The organism is Pseudomonas alkylphenolica (genome assembly GCF_016009175.1).
GTDB lineage: Bacteria > Pseudomonadota > Gammaproteobacteria > Pseudomonadales > Pseudomonadaceae > Aquipseudomonas > Aquipseudomonas alkylphenolica_B.
This window is the reverse complement of sequence record NZ_JADUCM010000015.1, coordinates 64149-84489: the sequence shown is the minus strand read 5'-3', so window position 1 is coordinate 84489 and position 20341 is coordinate 64149. Positions and strand designations below refer to the sequence as shown.

Genomic DNA, 20341 nt, shown 5'->3' with positions numbered 1-20341 from the left:
GCGCCGAAACGCAGCCTGCGAGGGCTATAGCAGGAGCTGTGCCAGGTGCTGGAGGCCCGGATTACAAGGGGTTCGCCCGATTGATGAGCGGAAATCCGCTCATGCTGCGAGGGGTGATCGGCAAGATTCCGCTTATTGCAGGAAGTCTTCGCGCAGCAGCCCGTGGCGCTGCATCTTCTCGTTGAGGGTGCGGCGCGGCAGCTGCAGCTCCTCCATCACCGCCTTGATTTCGCCTTTGTGGCGGCTCAGGGCCGCACGCAGGCAGTGAGCTTCAAAGGCTTCCTGCTGGGCAGCCAGCGACTGTCCGGATTCTACGGTGACAACGGCCGGTTCACCCAGGCCCAAGGCATGGCGCTCGGCCGCGTTGGCCAGTTCGCGGACGTTGCCCGGCCAGTCGTGGCTGAGCAGGTGACCCAACTGTGCGCCGCTCAGTTGAGGTGCCGTGCGCCCCACGCGCTCGGCGGCCTGGCGGGCAAAATGGGCAAACAGCAATGGGATGTCTTCACGCCGTTCGCGCAAGGGCGCCAGGCGCAGCTCGGCGACGTTCAGGCGGTAGGCCAGGTCTTCACGAAAGCGTCCGGCGCGGGCTTCTTCCAGCAGGTCGGGCTTGGTCGCGGCGATGATGCGCAAGTCGACGCGGATACTCTGGTTGGCCCCCAGACGCTCCAGCTTCTGCTCCTGCAACACACGCAGCAGCTTGGCCTGCTGGGCCAGGGGCATGCTTTCGATCTCATCGAGAAACACCGTGCCGCCATTGGCGTATTCCAGCTTGCCGATGCGTTTGCCCTGGGCGCCGGTAAAGGCCCCGCTTTCATGGCCGAACAGCTCGGCCTCGAACAAGGCTTCGGGAATCGCCGCGCAATTGAGTGCAACGAAGGGTTTGTCGGCCCGCGGACCGAAGTCGTGCAGGCAGCGGGCGACCTGCTCCTTGCCGCTGCCGGTTTCGCCACGGATCAGGACATTGACCGGCAGGTCGGCCAGGTCCAGTACCTGTTTGCGCAGTTGCTGCATGCCTTGCGACATGCCCAGCAGGGTCTGGTCCAGGCGTGCCTTGAGGTCGGCCTGCTCATGCAGGCGCCGGTTCTCCAGCACCAGTTGGCGTTTCTCCAGCGCGCGGCGCAGGCTGCCCAATAGGCTCTCCGGGCTGAAGGGCTTTTCGAGAAAGTCATAGGCGCCGTTGCGCATGGCGTCGACGGCCATGGGTACATCGCCATGCCCGGTCAGCAGAATCACCGGCAGGTCGGCATCGCGCGTCTGCAACTGCTCGAGTAACTGCAATCCGTCCATGCCCGGCATGCGCACATCGCTGAGGATCACCCCGGGGAAGTGTTCGGGCAATTGCTCCAGGCAGTCGCTGGCGCGGCTGAACAGTTGCACGTTGAAGCCGGACAGGCTCAGCCATTGTTCCACCGCGGTGCGGATGCTGGCTTCGTCGTCGACGACCATTACCGAGTTCAACATTAGGGCTCCGGGTCTCTGGGCAGGGTGAAGGCGAAGCAGGCGCCCCCGGGTTGGTTCTCGACGGTCAGGCGCCCGCCGGCTTCATGAATGATGCCATAGGAAATCGCCAGTCCAAGCCCCAGGCCTTCGCCGACGGGCTTGGTGGTGAAGAAGGGATCGAAGACATTGCCCAGGTGCTCGCCAGGGATGCCACCACCGCTGTCGAACACGCTGAGACGCCACTGATCGGCTGCCAGTTCAATACGGACTTCCAGGCGCTTGTAGCTTTTGCCGGCCATGGCATCCAGGGCATTGCGCAGCAAGTTGATCAGCACCTGTTCAAGGCGGATGGCATCACCGCGCACCCAGGCCGGCCGGGCCAGGTACAGGGCGACCTCTACCTGCTCGGCGCGAATGCGCGTCTCGAGCAGTTGCAGGGCCTGATCAACCACGGTGGCCAGGTCCAGGCGTTCGCGCAGGCCGCTGGGGCTGTTGCGGGCAAAGGTTTTCAGGTGGCCGGTGAGGGCGGCCATGCGTGTCAGCATCTGCTCCAGCGGCTCCAGTGCCTGACGTGCTTCGTCATAGCGCTGGTTGTCGAGCAGCAGGCGCAAGGTCGCCAGCTGCATGCGCTGGGTCGTCAACGGCTGATTGATTTCATGGGCCAGGGCGGCAGACATCTGCCCCAGGGCTGCGAGCTTGGCCGATTGCACCAGGCCTTCCTGCGCGGTGCGCAGGTCGCGGGTGCGTTCTTCGACCAACTGCTTGAGCTCTTCACGGCTACGCTGGCGCAAGCGGGCCAGGCGCAGGCGCTGGCTGATGAACAGCAGGGCAAACACCAGGCTCAGCCATACGGCCGCAGCGGCGAGGGCTGCATTGCGCCCGGCGTTGCTGACCTGCGGTTTGCGCAGCAGGTGCAAGGTCCAGCCTTCGGCTTCCAGTGGCAAGCTTTCCCACAGGTACTCGGTGCTGCCTTCCGGGCCCTGTACGCGGGTCAGGTGGCTGTTGTCACCGAAGCGGTTGAGGACCTGGTGCTGCAGTGGCACCAGCGGTTGCTTGTCGTACTGGCGGGTGACTGCCAGTTCGGCCCGGTCTTCGCGGCTCAAGGGCTTGAGCTCGCGGTAACGCCAGCCGTCCTGGTTGGCGATGAAGATGATCCCGCGGGCATCGCTGACCAGCAGGATATCGCTGCCCTGACGCCACTCACGTTCAAGTTCAGGGAACTCCAGCTTGACCACCATGGCCCCGAGAAAGCGCTGGTTCTCACCCTGCACCGCGCTGGAGAGAAAGTAACCGGGTACACCGCTGGTCACGCCCACGGCATAAAAGCGCCCGGTGCCCTGGCTCTGGGTCTGCTTGAAGTAGGGGCGAAAGGCGTAGTTGGAGCCCACATAGGTGCTGGGCAGGCGCCAGTTGCTGGCCGCCACGGCGAGGCCGGTGCTGTCCAGCAGCTCCAGGGTCGAGGAGTTGGCGGTGCTGTTGATGCGTTCGAGCTTGTGATTCAGGGCGTCCTGCACCGGCTTGTCGACCGGGCTGCTCAGGGCCTTGATCAGCTCCGGGTCCAGAGCCAGCACGGCTGGCAGGGCGCGGTAGCGGTCGATCAGGGTATGCAGCGAATTGGCGTACAGGCCCAGTTGCTGGCTGGCGCGGCCGGCGTCTTCAATCATCGCCTGACGTTTGGCGTGGTGCATGGCCCAGCCGGCAGTGAACAACATGCCGGCCAGTATGAAGAAAACAAACAGTCCCAAACGCAGGGCTCGGAAGGAAAGCGGCATGGTGCAGATCCCGGCAGATAGGGAAGGCCTCCTGGCCTTCCCTGGGTGCTTGGCGAGGTTTACAGCAGTTCGAAGCGCTGTTGCTGCACGGTCTGGGAGTCGAGCCCGACCTGGACATTGAACTCACCCGGTTCCGCCGCCCATTGCAGCTGGTTATTGTAGAACTTGAGGTCGTCTTCACTGAGGATGAAGGTCAGGGTGCGCTCTTCACCGGCCTTGAGCATGACTTTCTGGAAGTTCTTCAGCTCTTTCACCGGGCGGCTCATGGACGCGGCAATATCCTGCACATACAGCTGCACCACGGTTTCACCGTCACGCGATCCGGTGTTTTTCACGCGGATGCTGGCTTCGAGCGTCTGGCCTTTTTTCAGGGTCTTGCTCGACAGGGTCAGCGCCGAGAGGCTGAAGTCGCTGTAGCTCAGGCCATAGCCGAAGGGGTATAGCGGGCCGTTTGGCTCCTCGAAGTACTGCGAGGTGTAGTTGCCAGGCTTGCCCGGGGTAAACGGCCGGCCAATGCTCAGGTGGTTGTAGTACATCGGGATCTGCCCGACCGAGCGCGGGAAGGTGATCGCCAGCTTGCCCGACGGGTTGTAGTCACCAAACAGCACGTCGGCAATCGCGTTGCCGCCTTCAGTACCGCTGAACCAGGTTTCCAGGATGGCATCGGCCTGTTCCCGCTCCCAGGCCAGCGACAGCGGCCGGCCGTTCATCAGTACCAGCACCAGGGGCTTGCCGGTGGCCTTCAGGGCCTTGATCAGCTCGCGCTGGGCGGCGGGGATTTCCAGGGTGGTGCGGCTCGACGATTCGTGGGACATGCCACGCGATTCTCCCACCACCGCCACCACGACATCGGACTGCTTGGCAGCCTTGACCGCTTCGTCGATCAGCACCGCAGCCGGACGCGGATCGTCGATGATTTCCGGGGCATCGAAGTTGAGGAAGTTCAGGTAATCGAGAATGGCCTTGTCGTGGGTGACGTTGGAACCTTTGGCGTAGATCACCTTGGCCTTGTCGCCGAGCACCTGGCGCATGCCTTCGCGCACGGTGATCGATTGATGCGGACGGCCAGCGGCGGCCCAGCTGCCCATCATGTCGATCGGGGCATCGGCCAACGGCCCGACCAGGGCAATGGTGCCGGCTTTTTTCAGCGGCAGGGTCTGTTCGCGGTTTTCCAGCAGCACCAGGCTGCGACGTGCCACGTCACGGGCTTCGGCACGGTGCAGGCGGCTGTCGGCGTAGGTGTCGGCAGGGTCTTCGCTGGCCTTGCCAATGCGTCGGTACGGGTCAGCGAACAGGCCCATGTCGTACTTGGCGCCGAGCACTTCACGCACGGCGTTGTCGATGTCGGCCTGGTTGATTTCACCCGCCTTGAGCAGGCTGGCAAGTTCTTCGCCGTACAGCGAGTCGTTCATGCTCAGGTCGATGCCGGCCTTGATCGCCAGTTTTGCCGCTTCGCGGCCGTCGCGGGCGACGCCGTGGCGAACCAGTTCAGTGATCGCACCGTGGTCGCTGACGGTCACGCCCTTGAAGCCCCAGTCCTTGCGCAGCAGGTCTTGCATCAGCCAGGTATTGGAGGTGGCCGGAACACCGTTGATCGAGTTCAACGCGACCATCACGCCACCGGCGCCGGCATCAATAGCGGCGCGGTACGGGGGCAGGTAGTCGTTGAACATCTTGCTCGGGCTCATGTCGACGGTGTTGTAGTCGCGACCGCCTTCCACTGCGCCATACAGGGCGAAGTGCTTGACCGCAGCCATGAGGCTGGTGGCCTCTGCCGGGCTCTTGCCCTGGAACGACTCGACCATGACCCTGGAGATGCGCGACACCAGGTAGGTGTCTTCGCCAAAGCCTTCGCTGGTGCGGCCCCAGCGTGGATCACGGGCGATGTCGACCATTGGTGCGAAGGTCATGTCGATGCCGTCGGCAGCGGCTTCAAGCGCCGAAACCCGGCCGACCTTGGCGATCGCGTCCATGTCCCAGCTCGAGGCCAGGGCCAGGCTGATCGGGAAAATGGTGCGGTGGCCGTGGATCACGTCATAGGCGAAGAACATCGGGATTTTCAGGCGGCTGCGCCCCGCGGCGTCCTGCATCGGCCGGTTTTCGGCGCGGGTGATCGAGTTGAACGTGCCACCGATGCGCCCTGCGGCGATTTCCTTGCGGATCATCTCGCGAGGCATTTCCGGGCCGATGCTGATCAGGCGCAACTGGCCGATCTTCTCATCCAGGGTCATCTGCCCCATGAGGTCGGCGATAAAGGCCTGCTTGTTCTGCAACGGCGCGGAGGAGGTGTCGGCAAGGGCCGATTGACTGGCCAGGCTAACGAGGAGGCCCAGCAAACACAGCTTGTTCATTAAGTTCTGTTCTCAAGGCTTACGGCAGTATTCACGGTGATACTGCCCAGCCGAAGTTGGGGAAGCGGCTATTGTTGTAGTTTGCTGGGGCATCTTCTAGCCGATTGGGCCGTCACGATCCAGCGGCGGTAGCGGATTATGCCTCAAGTGCAACGGTTAACGCAGATCAAGGAGAAGAGCAACTATGCAGGTAATCCACTTCAAGGGCGCAAAGCTGTGGCTGATACTGATGCTGGGCAGCCTGCTGGCCGGTTGCGGGATCAACAACATTCCCAACTACGATGAACAGGTAAAGGCGGCCTGGGCCCAGGTACAGAACCAGTATCAGCGCCGCGCCGACCTGATTCCCAACCTGGTCGAAACGGTCAAAGGCTATGCCAAGCAAGAGCAGGAAACCTTGACCGCGGTCATTGAAGCGCGGGCCAAGGCAACCTCCATCCAGGTCGATGCCAGCACCCTGGACGATCCGCAGAAACTCCAGCAGTTCCAGCAGGCGCAATCGCAACTCACCGGTGCGCTCAGCCGCTTGATGGTGGTTTCGGAGCGCTACCCGGACCTGAAATCGAACCAGAACTTCCTGGCGTTGCAGTCCCAGCTTGAAGGCACGGAAAACCGTATTGCCGTGGCCCGCAAGGACTTCATTGCCGCCGTTCAGCGTTACAACACCGAGATACGCACTTTCCCCGGTCGTCTCTGGCACATGGTGATGTACAGCAACCTGCCGATACGGGAGAACTTCGAGGCCACTGCCACCGACGCCGACAAAGCCCCTGAAGTGAAATTCTGATGCGCCGGCTGGTATGGGGGCTGATGCTGGCGTTGCTGATGGTCGCACCGCTGCGCGCAGACGTTGCCTTCCCGGCCCTGACCGGCCGGGTGGTGGATGAGGCCGGGTTGCTCGACAGCAATAGCCGAGGCCAGCTTGAACGCATGCTCACGGCACATGAACAGGCCACCGGCGAGCAGGTTGTGGTGGTCACCCTGAATGACCTGCAAGGGTTGGAAATCGAGGATTTCGGTTACCAGCTCGGTCGAAAGTGGGGAATAGGCCAGAAGGGCAAGGACAACGGCGCGCTGTTGATCATCGCCCCCAAACAACGCAGGCTGCGCATCGAAGTGGGCTACGGCCTTGAAGAGCGCCTGACCGATGCGCAGTCTTCGGTGATCATCAACAGCATCATCACCCCGGCGTTTCGTCGTGGCGAGTTCAGCCAGGGCATCGTCCAGGGCACCGCTGCCATCCTCCAGGTGCTGGGCGGCAATCCGCTGGCCGAGCCTTCGCGTGCCCAAGGTGGCGGCGGGCAAGCGCAGGCACCGGGCTGGTCGATCGGACTGTTCATTCTGTTGGTCATCGTCGTCTTTGCCTTGCAGGGCATGGGCCTGGGCGGCGGTGGCCGTGGCGGTCGCGGCGGCATGGGCGGTGGTTTCGGTGGCGGCTACGGTGGTGGTTTTGGCGGTGGCGGAGGCGGGGGATTCGGTGGCGGCGGTGGCGGCTTCGGCGGCGGTGGTTCCTCCGGCGGCTGGTAAACAACACTCAACGGGATTTCCAGTGCATGACATTGCTCAGTGAACATGAACAGCGCCAGGTCGCCGAAGCCATTGCCCGGGTCGAACAGCACACCGATGCGGAGCTGGTCACGGTACTGGCCCGGCGCGCCGACGATTACGCCTACATTCCCTTGCTCTGGGCCAGTTTGCTGGCCTTGCTGGTGCCGGGCATCGTGCATTACCTCAGCGGCTGGTTAAGCGTCAGCACGCTGTTGATCAGCCAGTGGCTGACCTTCATCGTCTTCAGCCTGGTGTTCCGCATCCCGCGCCTGACAACCCGGCTGATACCGCGTTCGGTACGCCATTGGCGCGCGTCGAACCTGGCCCGGCGGCAGTTTCTGGAACAAAACCTTCACCACACCCTGGGCAGTACCGGTGTGCTGATTTTCGTCAGCGAAGCCGAGCGCTATGTCGAGATTCTGGTGGATGAAGGTATCTCCCGGCACCTCGATAACAAAGTCTGGGACGGCATCGTCCAGCGTTTCACCGAGCAGGTAGGCAAAGGCCAGACACTGCAGGGTTTCGTCACCTGCGTCGAGGCTTGCGGCGAGGTGTTGCGCCAGCACGTGCCGGTGACCCAGGCGCGCAACGAACTGCCCAACCGCCTGGTGGTACTGGGGTAAGCGGCAAACGCTGATCGACAAAAACTGTGCGCAGGCCGGTCATCCACGTAAAATGCCCGGCATTGCGCTCAGTCGCCCCCTTCGTAACCCGAGGCACCCACTTCCGATGTCCGATTCCCCCTCCGCCCAGACCGCGCCGGATGCGCGTGCGCAGTTTCTGAGCCTGCTCGCCACCAGCCTTGAACAGAACGCCCTGATCAAGCTGGTGCTGGCGCGCCATGTCGGTACTGAAGAAGCCTTGCAGCGGATCATCGCCAAACCGTTGACCGTCAAGGGCCAGGCTTGCCTGTCGCTGGTGTATCGCTACCAGACCCGTGACATTACCCGTAACCTGCCCAATGACCAGGCACTGGCGCTGGTGGCCGAGTTGCTGCCGGGCTCGTTTCGCAATGCCCACCTGTTGAGCCTCAATAATGAGGCGCAACTGGAGTTCAGCAAAAAGGGCAAGCCGATGCTGCACAGCAGTGCCGTGCAGCAGGCACGCAAGGCTGCGGACGGCGAACATGACCGGGAGAAAAAGCGCTACCTGGAACTGAGCCGGCCGTTTCTGCATGACCTGGGCGTGACCGACAAACAACATGCCTTGATCCCGGCGATGTCGCGCAAGTGGAAGCAGATCAACAAGTTCATCGAAGTGTTTTCCCATGCCTTGAGTTCCGCGCCGCTGGCGGCTGATCAAGCCTTGCGCGTGGCGGACTTTGGTTCGGGAAAGGGTTACCTGACCTTTGCCATCCATGACTACCTGCGCAACACCTTGCAGCGCGATGCGCAAGTGACGGGTGTCGAGTTGCGTCCGGACATGGTCGAGCTGTGCAATGCCGCTGCCGCGCGCCTGGAGCATCCGGGGCTGGTGTTCGAATGTGGGGATGTACGCAGCGTGGTGCCTAGCGCCATTGACGTGATGATTGCCCTGCATGCCTGCGACATCGCCACTGACTATGCCATTCACACCGGTATTCGCTGCGGTGCGGCGATCATCATGTGCTCGCCGTGCTGCCACAAACAGATTCGCCCGCAATTGCACAGCCCGGGCCTGCTCAAGCCGATGCTGCAGTATGGATTGCACCTGGGCCAGCAGGCCGAGATGCTCACCGACAGCCTGCGCGCGTTGTACCTGGAAGCCTGTGGCTACGAGACCAAGGTGTTCGAGTTCATTTCGCTTGAGCACACCAACAAGAACAAGATGATCCTTGCGGTGAAGCGACAGGCGCCGGGAGATTCAACGGCACTGCTGGAGAAGATCCAACAGCTGAAAGACTTTTATGGGGTCAAGGAGCATTGCCTGGAGACCCTGTTGCGCGCGGATGGCCTGATCGCCGCTTGAAATAAAACCTGTATCAACATGATGCCGCGGTATGGCTGGCACACCGCGGCGTCTGGTTCGCCGGCAAGCCTGGCTCCTACGAAATCTCACTCAAGCTCTGGCGGGCGCCGGGTGCACACGGGTCTTGCGCCCGAGCACCACGGTACCGATCACGCCAGCGGCAAACACCCAGGTAATCGGCTCGACTTGCTCACCAAAGAACAGCGCCGAAAACGCGATGGTGAAGAAGATCTGCAGCAACTGGATCTGGCTGACCCGGGCGATGCCGCCCAACGCGAGCCCGGCATACCAGGCAAAAAAGCCGATGAACTGCGAGAACAGCGACACATACCCGAAGGCCCACCACGCCTGGGCGCTGACCGGCCCCTGGTGCTGCAGCGCCAGGTACACCACCGGGCCGATCAGCAGCGGGCTGGCCAGCACCAGCGCCCAGCAGATCACCTGCCAGCCGCCCATCTCCCGCGCCAGCCGTCCACCCTCGGCATAGCCCAGGCCACCGACGGCAATCGCCGCCAGCATCAACAGATCACCGGCCTGAATCTGCCCGGCGCCCATGATCATCGCGTACACCAGCACCAGCGCACTGCCCAGGGCAGCGCAGGCCCAGAAGGCCTTTGACGGGCGCTCATGCGACAGCCAGGCGGCATAGAAGGCGACGCACAAGGGTTGCAAGCCATTGACCAGGGCCCCGTGGGACGCCGGCACCGTCTGCATGGCCCAGGCCGAAAACACCGGGAAACCGAGAATCACCCCCAGTGCGACCAGGCTCAGGCCCTTGATCTGCTGCCAGGTCGGCCACTTTTCGCGGCGCCACAACAGCAAGGCCGCCGCCGGGATGGCTGCCAGCAGGGCGCGCCCCAGGCCATTGAGCAGCGGGTGCAGTTCCTGCACGACGATACGCGTCATGGGCAGGGTCAGGCTGAAAATCACGACACCGAGCAAGCCAAGGGCCATCCCGGTGTTTTCGCGGCTGGACATAACGAACGCCTGTGGCAGATAAGTCAGTCCATTGAGCCACAGCGGCCACGGATGATCTTGTTACAGTTGCTCACAAGTTCATCCGTACAGTTTGCCGGCGCTTCAGAAGAAGCGCGTGATGCTCACCTTGGCGTTGCGGCCCTGGCTGTAGGCATAGGCGCCGCTGAGTTCGGGGCGGTAGTCGTTGTTGAACAGGTTATCGATGGTCAGGTTGACCTCGGTGCCCTTGAGGTACGGCTGCTGCGGCTTCCAGTTGGCGAACAGGCCGTGGACCTGGTAGTCGTCGTTGGCATAGTGGTCGTAGTAGCGGTCACCCAGCGAACTGGCCGGGCCTTCGCGGTAGTTGTCGCTGGGCAGGCGATCAGTCTTGCGCACGAACTGCGCCTGCCAGCCTACCCGCGCATCCCAGCTGGGAATCTTAACGCCCAGGGTGGTGATCCACTTCGGTGCCGGGATGTCCTTGGCCCAGACGTCCGGGCCCCAGGGATTGGTATAGGCGCCTTCATGGCGACCGGTGATCCATGAGTACGAAACGGCGCCGAACAGGTAGGTGGAGTCGTAGAAGCTCTCGACCTCAAAGCCCTTGATAGTGACGCTGTCGATGTTGCGGTAGTTGGACATCAGGCCCTTGCCACACGCCTTGGCAATGCTCTGGCCGCTGACCAGTTGCTCCGGGCAACCGATGCCGGTGGCCTTGAAGATTTCTTCTTCGATCTTGTTACGGAACAGGGTGGTGCGGATCAGCACGTTGTCGTGGTCGGTGAAGACATTCGACAGGGTGGTGATGTTACCGGCGCGCAAGGCGGTGATGCGCTCCGGGTCGAGGTTGCGGCTGCTCGCGGTGCGCGAGCCAAGGCCCTGCACTTCATATTGTTCGTCGAGCACCGGCGCGCGCCAGGTTTTGCTGTAGTCGGCAAAGAACGCGGTGTGTTCGTTGGTCTTCCAGAACACCGACAGGCGTGGCGACCACCCACTGTAGGTTTTCTCGCTGTAGTCGTGTCCCAGCGCCGGGTCGTTGTAGAACGGCGCATCGTTCTGCTTGCCGTTGTTGGCGACATGGTCATAGCGCAGCGACGGGGTCAGGGTTACTTCACCGAGGGTGATGGCGTCCTGGAGGAAGTAGCCCTGGCTGTCGACGCTGCCGCTGGGCATGAAGTTCGGCTGGTAATTGCCGTTGTTGTACAGCGGTGTTTCGTATTTGCTGCCGGGCATCCACATCTGTGTGTCGCGCTCGTGGCGGCGGACCTGGAAACCGGCGGTCATGGCGTGCTCCAGCGGGCCGGTGGCAAACAGGCTGGTGTTGCGCACGTCGAGCATCTGGTCGGAGTACTCGGTGTCCATCTTGCGCCCGCCCGTAGACGGCTGGAAGAACGCTGTGGCATCGCGCTCGTCGGTCTGGTCGGTATCGGACACCGAGTACTTCATCTGCAGGTCCACCCACGGGTTGTCGATCGGCTGGTAGTTGTAGGTGGCCGACCAGGTGGTATCGGTGGTGGTGCGGTTGGCCAGGTAGCGCTTGAGGGCGTTGTCGTAGCCGTACTTGTTGATATCGGACTGGGTCGGCGGAGTCGGGTAGGCGGTAGAGGAAAACGGCGCCCAGCGCTCACTTTGCGAACGCGACCAGGAGAAGCCCAGGCGCTGCTCTTCGGTCAACTGGAGGTTGAACTTGAACAGTGCCCCGTCCAGGTCCAGGGCGCTGTTGGGCAGGCGCCGGGGGTTGATCGGGTAGTCGTTGTCCGGGTCGGGGAGGGTGCCGGCCAGTTTCATGTCGTCGCCGTCACGCTTGGTCAGGTACACCAGCGCATCCATGCGGCCATCGTCGGTGCGGCCGAACAGGGCCGAGCTGTAGACCTGCTGGTGGTCATTGCTGGCATAGCCGTATTTGAGCATGGCCCCGCTGTTGCGGCCGTCCTGCAGCAGGTCCGGGGCATCTTTGGTGGTCATGTTGACGCTGCCGCCAAAGCCGCCGTTGCCGGTGTAGACAGAGTGCGGGCCTTTTTCGACTTCAATGTTCTTGATCAGCTCGGGCTCGATGAAGATGGTGCCCTGCTGGTAGCGCTCAAAGCCGCTTTTGGTCGCGCCATCGACGGTCATCGGCACGTCTTCGGCATCGCCCAGGCCCCAGATATTGATGGTCTGGCCACCGGGCTTTACCGAACCGCCCATGTTCACTCCGGGCAAGGTCGACAACACGCTGGGGATGTTGCTCGGTTGGTAGCGGTCGATGTCGTCCTGGGTCAGGGTCGAGCGGCCGACGGTGCTGGGATCTACCTGCTGGCCGTCACCGACGATGCTCACGGCGCTCAGCTGGATGCCGTTGTCTGCGGTCGGATCGTCTTCGCGCAGGCGCACCACGTAGGTACTGCCGACCTTGACCAGAGCGAAGCGGCTGTTGTGCAGCAACTGGCGGATCGCCTGCTCGGCTTCGTAGGGGCCTCGCAGCGCCGGGGCCTGCACGCCACGCAGCAAGGCTTCGTCGAACAGCAATTGCACCTTGGTCTGCTGGGCCAGCTGGCTCAGCGACAGCGCCAGTGATTGCGCCGGCAAGTTCAGCTCTACCGGTGATGCCTCGGCCATCAGGCTCAAGGTCAGGCAGGCAGCCAGCAGCGATGGACGGGCAGACAGAGGTGTAAAAGGACGAAACGCACGCAACATGAAATCCCCCAATACGGCAACAATGGCCAGAAGGCCTGCAATGACGACGCAGACGGGAGGAAGACGCGTTGCAGCGGGAAACCCTCATATGCGAATGAAAAATATTCTCAGAATTTTATTTCGGCTCGATTCGCAGGCGGCCATCGGCAAGCGTCACGGTGCTGACCGGCAGCAGGGCGGGCAGGGCCTTGAGCAACGCATCTGGGTCGTCGACATCAAGGTTGCCGGAAACCCTGTAGCGCCCCAGCACCGGGTCGGCAAGCACCACCGGCGCCTGGCGGTAGAGTGAAATTTCGTCAACCAGGCTGCTCAGCTCGCGATCGCGAAAGGTCACATGACCGCTGCGCCAGTCGCCCACCTCCTGATCGCTCAGGGTTTGCCAACGCAGGCTGCCCCCTGCAAGGTCATAGCTGGCGCGTTGGCGGGCGCCGAGCAACACCGGCTGGCGATCTTCGCCCGGTGTTTCCAGGGCCACCTGACCGTGGGCCACGCTCACCACCAGTTCCTGCTGGCCGCGGCGCAGGTCAAAGGCCGTGCCGACCACCCGTACCCGGGCAGCGCCGGCCTCGATAAACAGAGGGCGTTCCTTGTTGGCAGCGACGTCAATGAACAACTGGCCCTGATCCAGGTGAATCAGGCGGCGCTCGGCATCGAAGTCCACCCGCAGGCGTGTGTGGGCATTGACGGTCAGCTGGCTGCCATCGGGTAGCTCAACGGTGCGCGGGTGTTGGTCATCGACCGCAAACGCGTCGGCGTAATGCGTGTCGGGCAGCCCGACGTTACTCGCCAGCAGGGCGCATACCAGCGCAGCGGCGACGGCCAGCGCCGGGCGCCAGTTGCGGGCTTTGCGCACCGGCAAGGCGACAGGCTGATTGAGGCGCTTGAGGGCGGCGAGGTCGTCCCAGAGCTGTTCGAACTGGCTATAGGCGCGGGCGTGCTCGGGTGTCTGCAGCCACACGGCAAAGGCTTTGCGCGCTTCACGCGAGGGGGCGTTGCGGTTCTGGCTGAACCAGCTGGCTGCCTGGGTATCGATGGCGCGCTTATCGATTTCGGGAATCGGGGTCATTGTCCTTGCTCCGTGCCATTGTCACTGTCCAGGCGCTGCTTGCAATGCAGCAGCGCGGCAGCAATGTGCTTTTCCACCATGCTCACGGAAATGCCCATTCGCTCGCCAATCTGTGCCTGCGTCAAACCTTCGAAGCGGTGCAGCATAAGGGCTTCGCGCCGGCGCGGCGAGAGCTCGGCGAGCACGCGTTTCAATTGTTCCAGGCGTTGCTGTTGTTGGGCATGGTTCAGCGGGTCGGCCTGGGTGTCGAGCGGGGCGTCTTCGCTGCTGGTGACCTGCTCGTCGAGCACGGCGTGCCGCACCCGTTGGCGGCGCCAGTGATCACTGAGCAGATTACGTGCGACCTGAAACAGAAAGGCCCGGGGTTGCTCGACCCGCGCGCGGTCCCGGTACCCCAGCCACTGAGCAAACACGTCCTGGGTGATGTCGGCCGCATCACTGGCATTGTCCAGGCGCTTGCGCAGGAAATGCAGGATGTCGGCATAAAACCCGCGGCACGTGTCAGGGGTCAGTGGATCGGGTTTGGGGCGTTGCATGCAAACTTTCCAGGAGGCCTGCGTAGAAAGTCGCGGATGTTATCGATAATAATTGTTATTTGCCAATGCGAAGTTGTATTGACTCAGCGCCGCTTGCGCACCACAACGGGCACCGGGACTTCCAGGTCGGCAGCGCCAAGGGGGTGGCTGCTGGCGTCGAAAAAATACAGGGGGATGTCCGGGGTGTCGGCAAATCGCTGGGCGAAGTGCTGCTTCTGGCTGATGATCGAGGCTTCGCTCAAGGGCCGGATGGCAATGGCCAGGTGCGCCGGGCAGGCCTGCTTGATGGCCTGCAACAGGTGACCGTCGCTGCTGTCCAGGTGCTGGCCAAACAGGCACAGGCCGTCTTGATGGGTCGCCAGCTCGCCCAGGCACCAGCTCAGGTAGTCGGAGCTGCGTATCGCCTTGAGCTTGTCATCGCTGCTGCTTTCGTTGACGAACAGCGGTACATCGCCGGGTGTGTTCACCGCAAAGCCATCGAGCAACTGACTGCCGCTGGCACTGCGCTGACGGGTGCTGCCGTCCTGTTGCTTGAGCAGGTGCAGGCCGCCATGCACATACAGCAGGCGCGTACCGGCGCTGTGGGTGCGGCGGATATCGAAGGTGCCTTCTTCATCGAACAAGGCCTGAAAACCGTTCGGGGCGTGGCTGACCGCCCAGTGGCTGAGCAGGTCGTAGTTGCTGGAGTAAACGCTCTGGTAGCTGCGCAGCGCGCTGTTGATGCGCTGCAGGGTGCTGGCCGGCAGCAGGCGCCACGGGATGTGTACGCTGCGCACCGCATGGATCAGGGCTTCCTTGATCGCGTAATAGCGGTTCAGCGGCGCCGATGAGCTGATCGCCAGCGCGGCGTTGATGCGTACCGTGGTGTTCAGGGCGCTGAGGACCGGCTCGAACAGTTCGCTGCCCAGCGACTTGAACAGGGCCTGGTCGGTCAGGCTCAGGGGTTTGTGGCGTACCCGCTGCGCTTCCTCGAACAAGGAGAAATAAGTGAACGGCCGCCACACCGCACGACTGGCGCCATTGCCCAGCAACAAACCGCTGCAGGGATGGTCGGCATTCAGTTGCGGCCAGCTGTGAAGGCTGGCGTCGAAGTCGGCATGGGGCATGGTGTTCTCTTGGCAAGGTCGTTCGATCGGCGCGACTTTAGCATGCCATCGGGCTGTCATCAGTGCCGGCGACTATGCTGGGGTCGCAATCAATCAGGAGGAGGACGCATGCGCGTATCAGGATTTTGCTGGCTCGGTTGCCTGCTGCTATTGCCTCTGGCCGGGTGGGCGGCGGCCGACACCGGCAAGGAACTGGCGGCCAGGCAGGGAATCCCGTACCCGGCGGTCATTGCCCATCGGGGAGCGTCGTTTGACGCACCGGAATCAACGGCGCCCGCTTACCTGCTGGCCCGGGCGCGGGGCGCCGACTACCTGGAACTGGACCTGCAGCGTTCCAGCGACGGGGTGTTGGTGGCGGTGCATGATGACAACCTGTTGCGCACCAGCGATGTCGCCCAGCGCTATCCCGAGCGCAAGGACAGCCCGGTCAGTGCCTTCACCCTGGCCGAGCTCAAGTCACTGGATGCCGGCAACTGGTTCAACACGGCCTATCCCGAGCGGGCGCAGGAGCGCTTCAAGGGCCTGCAGATCCTGACCCTCGACGAGGTCATGGACATTGCCGAAGGCCAAAAGGGCAAACGTCCCGGTTTGTACATCGAGACCAAGGTGCCGAAGCGGTTCCCCGGTATCGAGGCTGACCTCAAAGCACGCCTGCAAGCACGCGGCTGGCTCGATCACCCGGGGCGGGTGGTGCTGCAGAGCTTTGATCGCGACAGCCTGGCCCTGCTGCACAAGGCCATGCCCCAGGTGCCCAAGGTACTGTTGCTGTGGGTCGGCAAGGGCAGCATCGAGCCGGCGTCGGCGCAGAGCTTTGCCGAATCGGGAGAGACCGACAAGGCGGCGTTTTATGCGCGCCAGCAACCCAGGAGTCACGCCGAATTCGAGCGCTGGCTTGATTACGCCAAAGCGGCCGGGGCCATCGGCACCGGCCCGTCGGCCGCCCTGAGTGCCGGCGGGGCGCAAAGCTATGCCGACCTGGTGCAGCCGTGGATGAACCGCATGACCCATGACAAGGGCTTGCTGGTGCATGTGTACACCGTCGATGAACCCGTGGACTTTGCCGAGGTCCTGGACGCCGGTGTCGATGGCATCTTCACCAACCGCAGCGGCCAGTTGTTGCGTTATCTGGGGCGCCCACCGCCGCGCAGCGAGGTACAGCTCCTTGAGGCCTACGACTACTGAGGTGTTGGCCGCAAGCCGGTGGCTACCGTAGACTTCGCCTCTTTGCCGATGCACCGAGGAGCCAGGCCCCAATGACCCTTTCGCTATTGTTTGCCGTGATGGCTTCCGGATTTATCTATGGCATTACCCCGGGTCCCGGTGTGCTGGCGGTGCTGGGCATCGGCGCGACGCGCGGGCGCCGGGCAGGGGCGGGGTTTCTCTGTGGCCATCTGCTGGGCGATGTGCTCTGGTGCAGCACGGCGCTGGTCGCCATTGTCGGTGCCCGCCAGATCGGCAGTTCGGTGTTCGACATCCTCGGTTTGCTGAGTGGCCTGTACCTGTTCTGGCTGGGCTGGCGCGCACTGCGCAGCAAGCCCGGCAACGGAAACGGCGACGGCGGCCCGGTGCGCAAACCGTTCTGGCACGGCATCGTCTTCGGCCTGACCAACCCCAAGGCGTACCCCGTGGCCGTGGCCACTTTCACTGCGTTGCTCTCCAGCCGCGCCGAGGCGCTGGACTGGTCGATGCTGCCCGCGCTGATTGCCTTGAGTTTTCTCGGTGGGCTGCTGGCCTATGTGATTCTGATCGGGGTAGTGGGCGCGCGTCAGGTGCGCACCCTGTATACCCGCTACGAGCTATGGATCACCCGTGCTTGCGGGGTGATGTTCATCGGCTTCGCCGTCAACGCCCTGATGCATGCCTTGCCAGGGTTGATGCCGCGCTCCTGAGCCGACCGGTCGTTCTACGGCAGTTGCGGCGGAGCTGCAGGTGCTGGCGCCGTCTCCTTGCGCATGCGGTTACGCCACAAGCGGTACGCGCGGATGCCCGAGCGTACCGAACCGAAGAGCATGCCGTTCTCCATCTCCCGGGCGAGCCCCGAACGCACCAGCATGCGCAAAAAGCGTCCACGGGCCCGGGCAATACCGAAATGGATGCCGCGCGCGTTGAGGGTTTCACACACTTCGCGTAGCGCCGCAATGCCGCTGACATCGATGGACGTCACGGCCTCTGCGTCAAACAGCACCGCCCGTGGTTCAGGCTCGCGCTGTACGGCTTCGAGCAGGCGCATCTTGAAGTAGTCGGCATTGAAGAACAGGATCGCGTCGTCGAAGCGGTACACCACCAGGCCTTTGACCGTGCGCGCATCCTTGTGCCCCTCGATATCGACCTGGCCTTCAACTCCGGGTACCCAGCCCAGCACCGCGTCGGTGGGCTGGTAGATGCTGTAGAGCAGGCGCAGGATCGCCAGGGTCACGGCGATGATGATGCCCGGCAACACGCCAACACCCAGCACACCCACGGTGGTCAACACGCACAGCCAGAACTCGAAACGGCTGAGCTTGTAGATCTTGCCCAGCGACTTCACGTCGATCAGGCCCCAGCCGGCCATCAGCAGCACAGCGCCCAGCGCTGCCTGGGGAATCCAGGCCATGGGAGCGGTGAAGAACAACAGGATCAGGGCGATCACCAGGGCGGCGATGATTCCGACCAGCTGGCTTTTGCCGCCGACCATGTCGTTGACGGCGGTGCGTGAGTCGGCGCCGCTGATGGCAAAGCCCTGGGATACACCGGCGGCAATGTTGGTAACCCCCAGGGCGAGAAACTCGTGGTTGGCATTGATGGCGTAACCGTGCCGGGCGGCGAAGCTGCGGGCGGTGAGCATGGCGCTGCAGAAACTCACCGTGGCAATGCCCAGGGCGTCGCGCATCAGGCTCTTCATTTCTTCAAGGTTGGTTTTCGGCCAGGCCAGCTCCGGTATGCCCGACGGCACCGGGCCGAGGACTGCCACGCCGAAACGGTCCAGGCCAAATACGCCGACCACGGCCGTGGCGATGATCACCGTGACCAACGCCGCCGGCAGGCGCGGGTAGCGGCGCGGCAGCCAGATGAGCAGGGCCAGCCCGGCCAGGCCAATGGTCAGGGTCATCCAGTGGATCTCATTGAGGCGCTGCATCAGGTTGATCAGGCTCAGAATGAAACCGTTGCCTTCGATCTTGAAGCCGATCACTTTGCCCAGTTGCCCGGCCAGCAAACTCAGGCCGATGCCGTTGAGGTAGCCGATGAGGATAGGCCGGGAGAAAAAGCTGGCAATGAAGCCGGCACGCGCCACCCCGGCGCCGATCAGCATCAAGCCGACCAGGATGGTGATGATCACTGACAGTTGCGCCAGCCGTGCCGGATCGCCCATTGCCAGCGGTGCAATGGCCCCGGCCACCATGGCGCAGGTGGCGGCGTCCGGGCCGACCATCAGTTGCCGAGAACTGCCGATCAGGGCGTAGACCATCATCGGCAAAATGCACGCGTACAGCCCGTACTGCGGCGGCAGGCCGACAATCTGCGCATAGGCGATGGCAATCGGAATCTGGATGGCTGCTACCGACAGCCCGGCCTGCAGGTCGGCATGGAACCATTCGCGGCGGTAATGCAACAGATTGGACAGGCCGGGTAGCCAGCGAGCGAGCAGCATGAATCGATCCTTTTGCGTAGTTCAGGGCGGACGCAGTTGTTTGAGCAAGGCTGCTCGCTCAGTGTTGCGGTCAAAGCATCGACCGGCAAGCGTACGCCCATAGGGCATCAGCATAGGCAGGCCGGGCGATGTTTTCACGACTCAGGTCAACGGCCGGACAAGCAACCCCCGCCCGGGTCCTACAAGGTGTCGAGGAAGGCCCGTAGCGCCAGTAGTTCCGAGCGGTTCAAGGCCAGCGGCTTGAGGCGTTCCGAGGTGCGCGGGAACAGCGGATCGTGCTCCTGCCCGGGCTGCGGTTTCGGGCGTGGCATGCCGACATTGTAGAAATTCAGTACACCCATGAGGTCGGGAAACAGGCCATTGTGAATCCAGGGTCCGGTGCGACCAACCAGGCGCAGTGACGGTGTGCGAAAACGTCCCGAGTCCTCGCTCAGGCCGGTTTGCTCATAACGGCCGAGGTCCTGGTACTTGCGGCCGTAATAGGTCATGCCGGCGTTGTGGAACTGGCCATCGCTCATTGCCGGGCCGAAGTGGCAGTTGAGGCAGCGCGCTTTGGTGCGGAACAGGTGCAGACCCTGCAGTTGCTGGTCGTTGAGCTGATCGTGGCGTCCTCGCAGAAAGCGTTCGAACGGCGTGTTTCGGGCTTTCTGCACCAGGGTGCGCTGGTAAGTGGCGAGCGCCGCGGCAATCTGCCCGGCGTCCAGCGGCCCTTGCGCAAACGCGCTGGTGAACAGCGGCGGGTATTCCGGCAGGCCACGCAGGCGGGTGACCAGTTCCTCGCGGGTAAAGGCCATTTCCAGCGGGTCGACCACCGGCATCAGGGCCTGATCTTCCAGCGTCGCCGCGCGCCCGTCCCAGAACAGCGGTGTGACCAGGCCGCTGGTGACGATGCTCGGGGCATTGCGCCGTCCCGCCGCGCGGTCGTGGCCGAAGGACACCTTGCGGCCATCGGCAAATGCCAGGTCCGGCTCATGACAAGAGGCGCAGGCAATCTGTCCGGAGCGCGACAAGCGCGGGTCAAAGAACAGCTTTTCGCCGAGTCGGGCTTTTTCGCTGCTGAACGGGTTGCTTGCGGGCGAGGGTGCCCGCTGAGGCAGCGGCGCCAGTTCCTGCCAGGCGATGTCGGCATCCACCGTCGGCTTCGGCCACTGCTGGCTGGGGCCGCTGTAGCGTGTGCGCAGGCAGGCGGCGTCGGCGTCACTGAACGTGCCGGAGGCCAGCTGTTTCAGGCAGTCGTCGGCGTCGGCGGTGCTCAGCCAGAGCAGGCTGGCGATGAAGGCGGTTATCAGGCTTTTCATGGTTATTCTTCTGGTC

16 protein-coding genes are annotated in these 20341 nt (G+C 63.1%); 6 read left to right on the top strand and 10 right to left on the bottom strand.

Annotated elements, in window-relative coordinates; translation table 11 throughout:
• Window positions 1-132: 132 nt before the first annotated feature.
• The 3 genes from I5S59_RS14780 to bglX are packed head-to-tail and all read right to left on the bottom strand — an operon-like array spanning window position 133 to window position 5563.
• Complete coding sequence (locus I5S59_RS14780; protein ID WP_197877283.1) at window positions 133-1461, bottom strand: sigma-54-dependent transcriptional regulator; 1329 nt, start codon at window positions 1459-1461, stop codon at window positions 133-135.
• Entirely contained in the window at window positions 1461-3212 is a 1752-nt protein-coding gene (locus I5S59_RS14775) for an ATP-binding protein (RefSeq protein WP_197877282.1), read from the bottom strand. The genes I5S59_RS14780 and I5S59_RS14775 overlap by 1 nt, the downstream gene beginning before the upstream one ends.
• A 59-nt stretch (window positions 3213-3271) precedes the next feature.
• On the bottom strand, window positions 3272-5563 hold the full coding sequence (gene bglX, locus I5S59_RS14770) for a beta-glucosidase BglX (protein WP_197877281.1): 2292 nt from the start codon (window positions 5561-5563) through the stop codon (window positions 3272-3274).
• A 184-nt stretch (window positions 5564-5747) separates the two neighbouring features.
• Here bglX and I5S59_RS14765 point away from each other — a divergent pair, with 184 nt between their 5' ends.
• The 4 genes from I5S59_RS14765 (at window position 5748) to I5S59_RS14750 (ending at window position 9058) form a co-directional block, all read left to right on the top strand.
• On the top strand, window positions 5748-6350 hold the full coding sequence (locus I5S59_RS14765) for a LemA family protein (protein WP_197877280.1): 603 nt from the start codon (window positions 5748-5750) through the stop codon (window positions 6348-6350).
• Window positions 6350-7090 carry a TPM domain-containing protein gene (locus tag I5S59_RS14760; RefSeq protein ID WP_197877279.1) on the top strand — a complete coding sequence of 247 codons (741 nt, stop codon included), beginning with the start codon at window positions 6350-6352 and terminating at the stop codon, window positions 7088-7090. The genes I5S59_RS14765 and I5S59_RS14760 overlap by 1 nt, the downstream gene beginning before the upstream one ends.
• Before the next feature lie 26 nt (window positions 7091-7116).
• Window positions 7117-7734 (top strand): TPM domain-containing protein, encoded by a 618-nt coding sequence (locus I5S59_RS14755; RefSeq protein ID WP_197877278.1) that lies wholly within the window; start codon window positions 7117-7119, stop codon window positions 7732-7734.
• 106 nt (window positions 7735-7840) lie between these two features.
• Entirely contained in the window at window positions 7841-9058 is a 1218-nt protein-coding gene (locus I5S59_RS14750) for a class I SAM-dependent methyltransferase (protein WP_128324008.1), read from the top strand.
• Window positions 9059-9148: 90 nt separating this feature from the next.
• Here the strand turns inward: I5S59_RS14750 and I5S59_RS14745 are convergent, their stop codons facing one another.
• The 5 genes from I5S59_RS14745 to I5S59_RS14725 all read right to left on the bottom strand — a co-directional run bounded on the left by I5S59_RS14745 (window position 9149) and on the right by I5S59_RS14725 (window position 15399).
• The gene (locus I5S59_RS14745) at window positions 9149-10036 is read right to left on the bottom strand and encodes a DMT family transporter (protein ID WP_197877277.1); all 888 of its coding nucleotides are present in this window, start codon (window positions 10034-10036) and stop codon (window positions 9149-9151) included.
• A 102-nt stretch (window positions 10037-10138) separates the two neighbouring features.
• Complete coding sequence (locus tag I5S59_RS14740) at window positions 10139-12691, bottom strand: TonB-dependent receptor (protein ID WP_197877276.1); 2553 nt, start codon at window positions 12689-12691, stop codon at window positions 10139-10141.
• A gap of 115 nt (window positions 12692-12806) precedes the next feature.
• Complete coding sequence (locus I5S59_RS14735; RefSeq protein ID WP_197877275.1) at window positions 12807-13757, bottom strand: FecR family protein; 951 nt, start codon at window positions 13755-13757, stop codon at window positions 12807-12809.
• Window positions 13754-14293 (bottom strand): RNA polymerase sigma factor, encoded by a 540-nt coding sequence (locus tag I5S59_RS14730; RefSeq protein ID WP_197877274.1) that lies wholly within the window; start codon window positions 14291-14293, stop codon window positions 13754-13756. Before I5S59_RS14730 ends, I5S59_RS14735 begins: the two co-directional genes overlap by 4 nt.
• A gap of 83 nt (window positions 14294-14376) precedes the next feature.
• A complete protein-coding gene (locus I5S59_RS14725; protein WP_197877273.1) occupies window positions 14377-15399 on the bottom strand; it encodes a DUF4917 family protein in 1023 nt (340 codons plus the stop codon).
• 108 nt (window positions 15400-15507) lie between these two features.
• Between I5S59_RS14725 and I5S59_RS14720 the strand changes: the two genes are divergently transcribed.
• Both I5S59_RS14720 and I5S59_RS14715 read left to right on the top strand, forming a co-directional pair.
• Window positions 15508-16581: a glycerophosphodiester phosphodiesterase gene (locus tag I5S59_RS14720; RefSeq protein WP_197877272.1), complete on the top strand. Its 1074-nt coding sequence runs from the start codon at window positions 15508-15510 to the stop codon at window positions 16579-16581.
• A 71-nt stretch (window positions 16582-16652) separates the two neighbouring features.
• Window positions 16653-17288 carry a LysE family translocator gene (locus tag I5S59_RS14715; protein WP_128324015.1) on the top strand — a complete coding sequence of 212 codons (636 nt, stop codon included), beginning with the start codon at window positions 16653-16655 and terminating at the stop codon, window positions 17286-17288.
• 14 nt (window positions 17289-17302) lie between these two features.
• Here I5S59_RS14715 and I5S59_RS14710 read toward each other — a convergent pair whose 3' ends face one another.
• Entirely contained in the window at window positions 17303-19027 is a 1725-nt protein-coding gene (locus I5S59_RS14710) for a SulP family inorganic anion transporter (protein ID WP_197877271.1), read from the bottom strand.
• Between the two features lie 179 nt (window positions 19028-19206).
• Entirely contained in the window at window positions 19207-20325 is a 1119-nt protein-coding gene (locus I5S59_RS14705; RefSeq protein ID WP_197877270.1) for a cytochrome-c peroxidase, read from the bottom strand.
• Window positions 20326-20341 lie beyond the last annotated feature (16 nt).

Excerpts from the sequence above, each read along its gene's own strand:
- I5S59_RS14720 (WP_197877272.1), top strand. The coding sequence starts at position 15,508 with ATGCGCGTATCAGGATTTTGCTGGCTCGGTTGCCTGCTGCTATTGCCT.
- bglX (WP_197877281.1), bottom strand. The coding sequence starts at position 5,563 with ATGAACAAGCTGTGTTTGCTGGGCCTCCTCGTTAGCCTGGCCAGTCAA.
- I5S59_RS14735 (WP_197877275.1), bottom strand. The coding sequence starts at position 13,757 with ATGACCCCGATTCCCGAAATCGATAAGCGCGCCATCGATACCCAGGCA.
- I5S59_RS14730 (WP_197877274.1), bottom strand. The coding sequence starts at position 14,293 with ATGCAACGCCCCAAACCCGATCCACTGACCCCTGACACGTGCCGCGGG.
- I5S59_RS14725 (WP_197877273.1), bottom strand. The coding sequence starts at position 15,399 with ATGCCCCATGCCGACTTCGACGCCAGCCTTCACAGCTGGCCGCAACTG.
- I5S59_RS14780 (WP_197877283.1), bottom strand. The coding sequence starts at position 1,461 with ATGTTGAACTCGGTAATGGTCGTCGACGACGAAGCCAGCATCCGCACC.
- I5S59_RS14765 (WP_197877280.1), top strand. The coding sequence starts at position 5,748 with ATGCAGGTAATCCACTTCAAGGGCGCAAAGCTGTGGCTGATACTGATG.
- I5S59_RS14715 (WP_128324015.1), top strand. The coding sequence starts at position 16,653 with ATGACCCTTTCGCTATTGTTTGCCGTGATGGCTTCCGGATTTATCTAT.
- I5S59_RS14760 (WP_197877279.1), top strand. The coding sequence starts at position 6,350 with ATGCGCCGGCTGGTATGGGGGCTGATGCTGGCGTTGCTGATGGTCGCA.
- I5S59_RS14705 (WP_197877270.1), bottom strand. The coding sequence starts at position 20,325 with ATGAAAAGCCTGATAACCGCCTTCATCGCCAGCCTGCTCTGGCTGAGC.
- I5S59_RS14740 (WP_197877276.1), bottom strand. The coding sequence starts at position 12,691 with ATGTTGCGTGCGTTTCGTCCTTTTACACCTCTGTCTGCCCGTCCATCG.
- I5S59_RS14710 (WP_197877271.1), bottom strand. The coding sequence starts at position 19,027 with ATGCTGCTCGCTCGCTGGCTACCCGGCCTGTCCAATCTGTTGCATTAC.
- I5S59_RS14745 (WP_197877277.1), bottom strand. The coding sequence starts at position 10,036 with ATGTCCAGCCGCGAAAACACCGGGATGGCCCTTGGCTTGCTCGGTGTC.
- I5S59_RS14775 (WP_197877282.1), bottom strand. The coding sequence starts at position 3,212 with ATGCCGCTTTCCTTCCGAGCCCTGCGTTTGGGACTGTTTGTTTTCTTC.
- I5S59_RS14755 (WP_197877278.1), top strand. The coding sequence starts at position 7,117 with ATGACATTGCTCAGTGAACATGAACAGCGCCAGGTCGCCGAAGCCATT.
- I5S59_RS14750 (WP_128324008.1), top strand. The coding sequence starts at position 7,841 with ATGTCCGATTCCCCCTCCGCCCAGACCGCGCCGGATGCGCGTGCGCAG.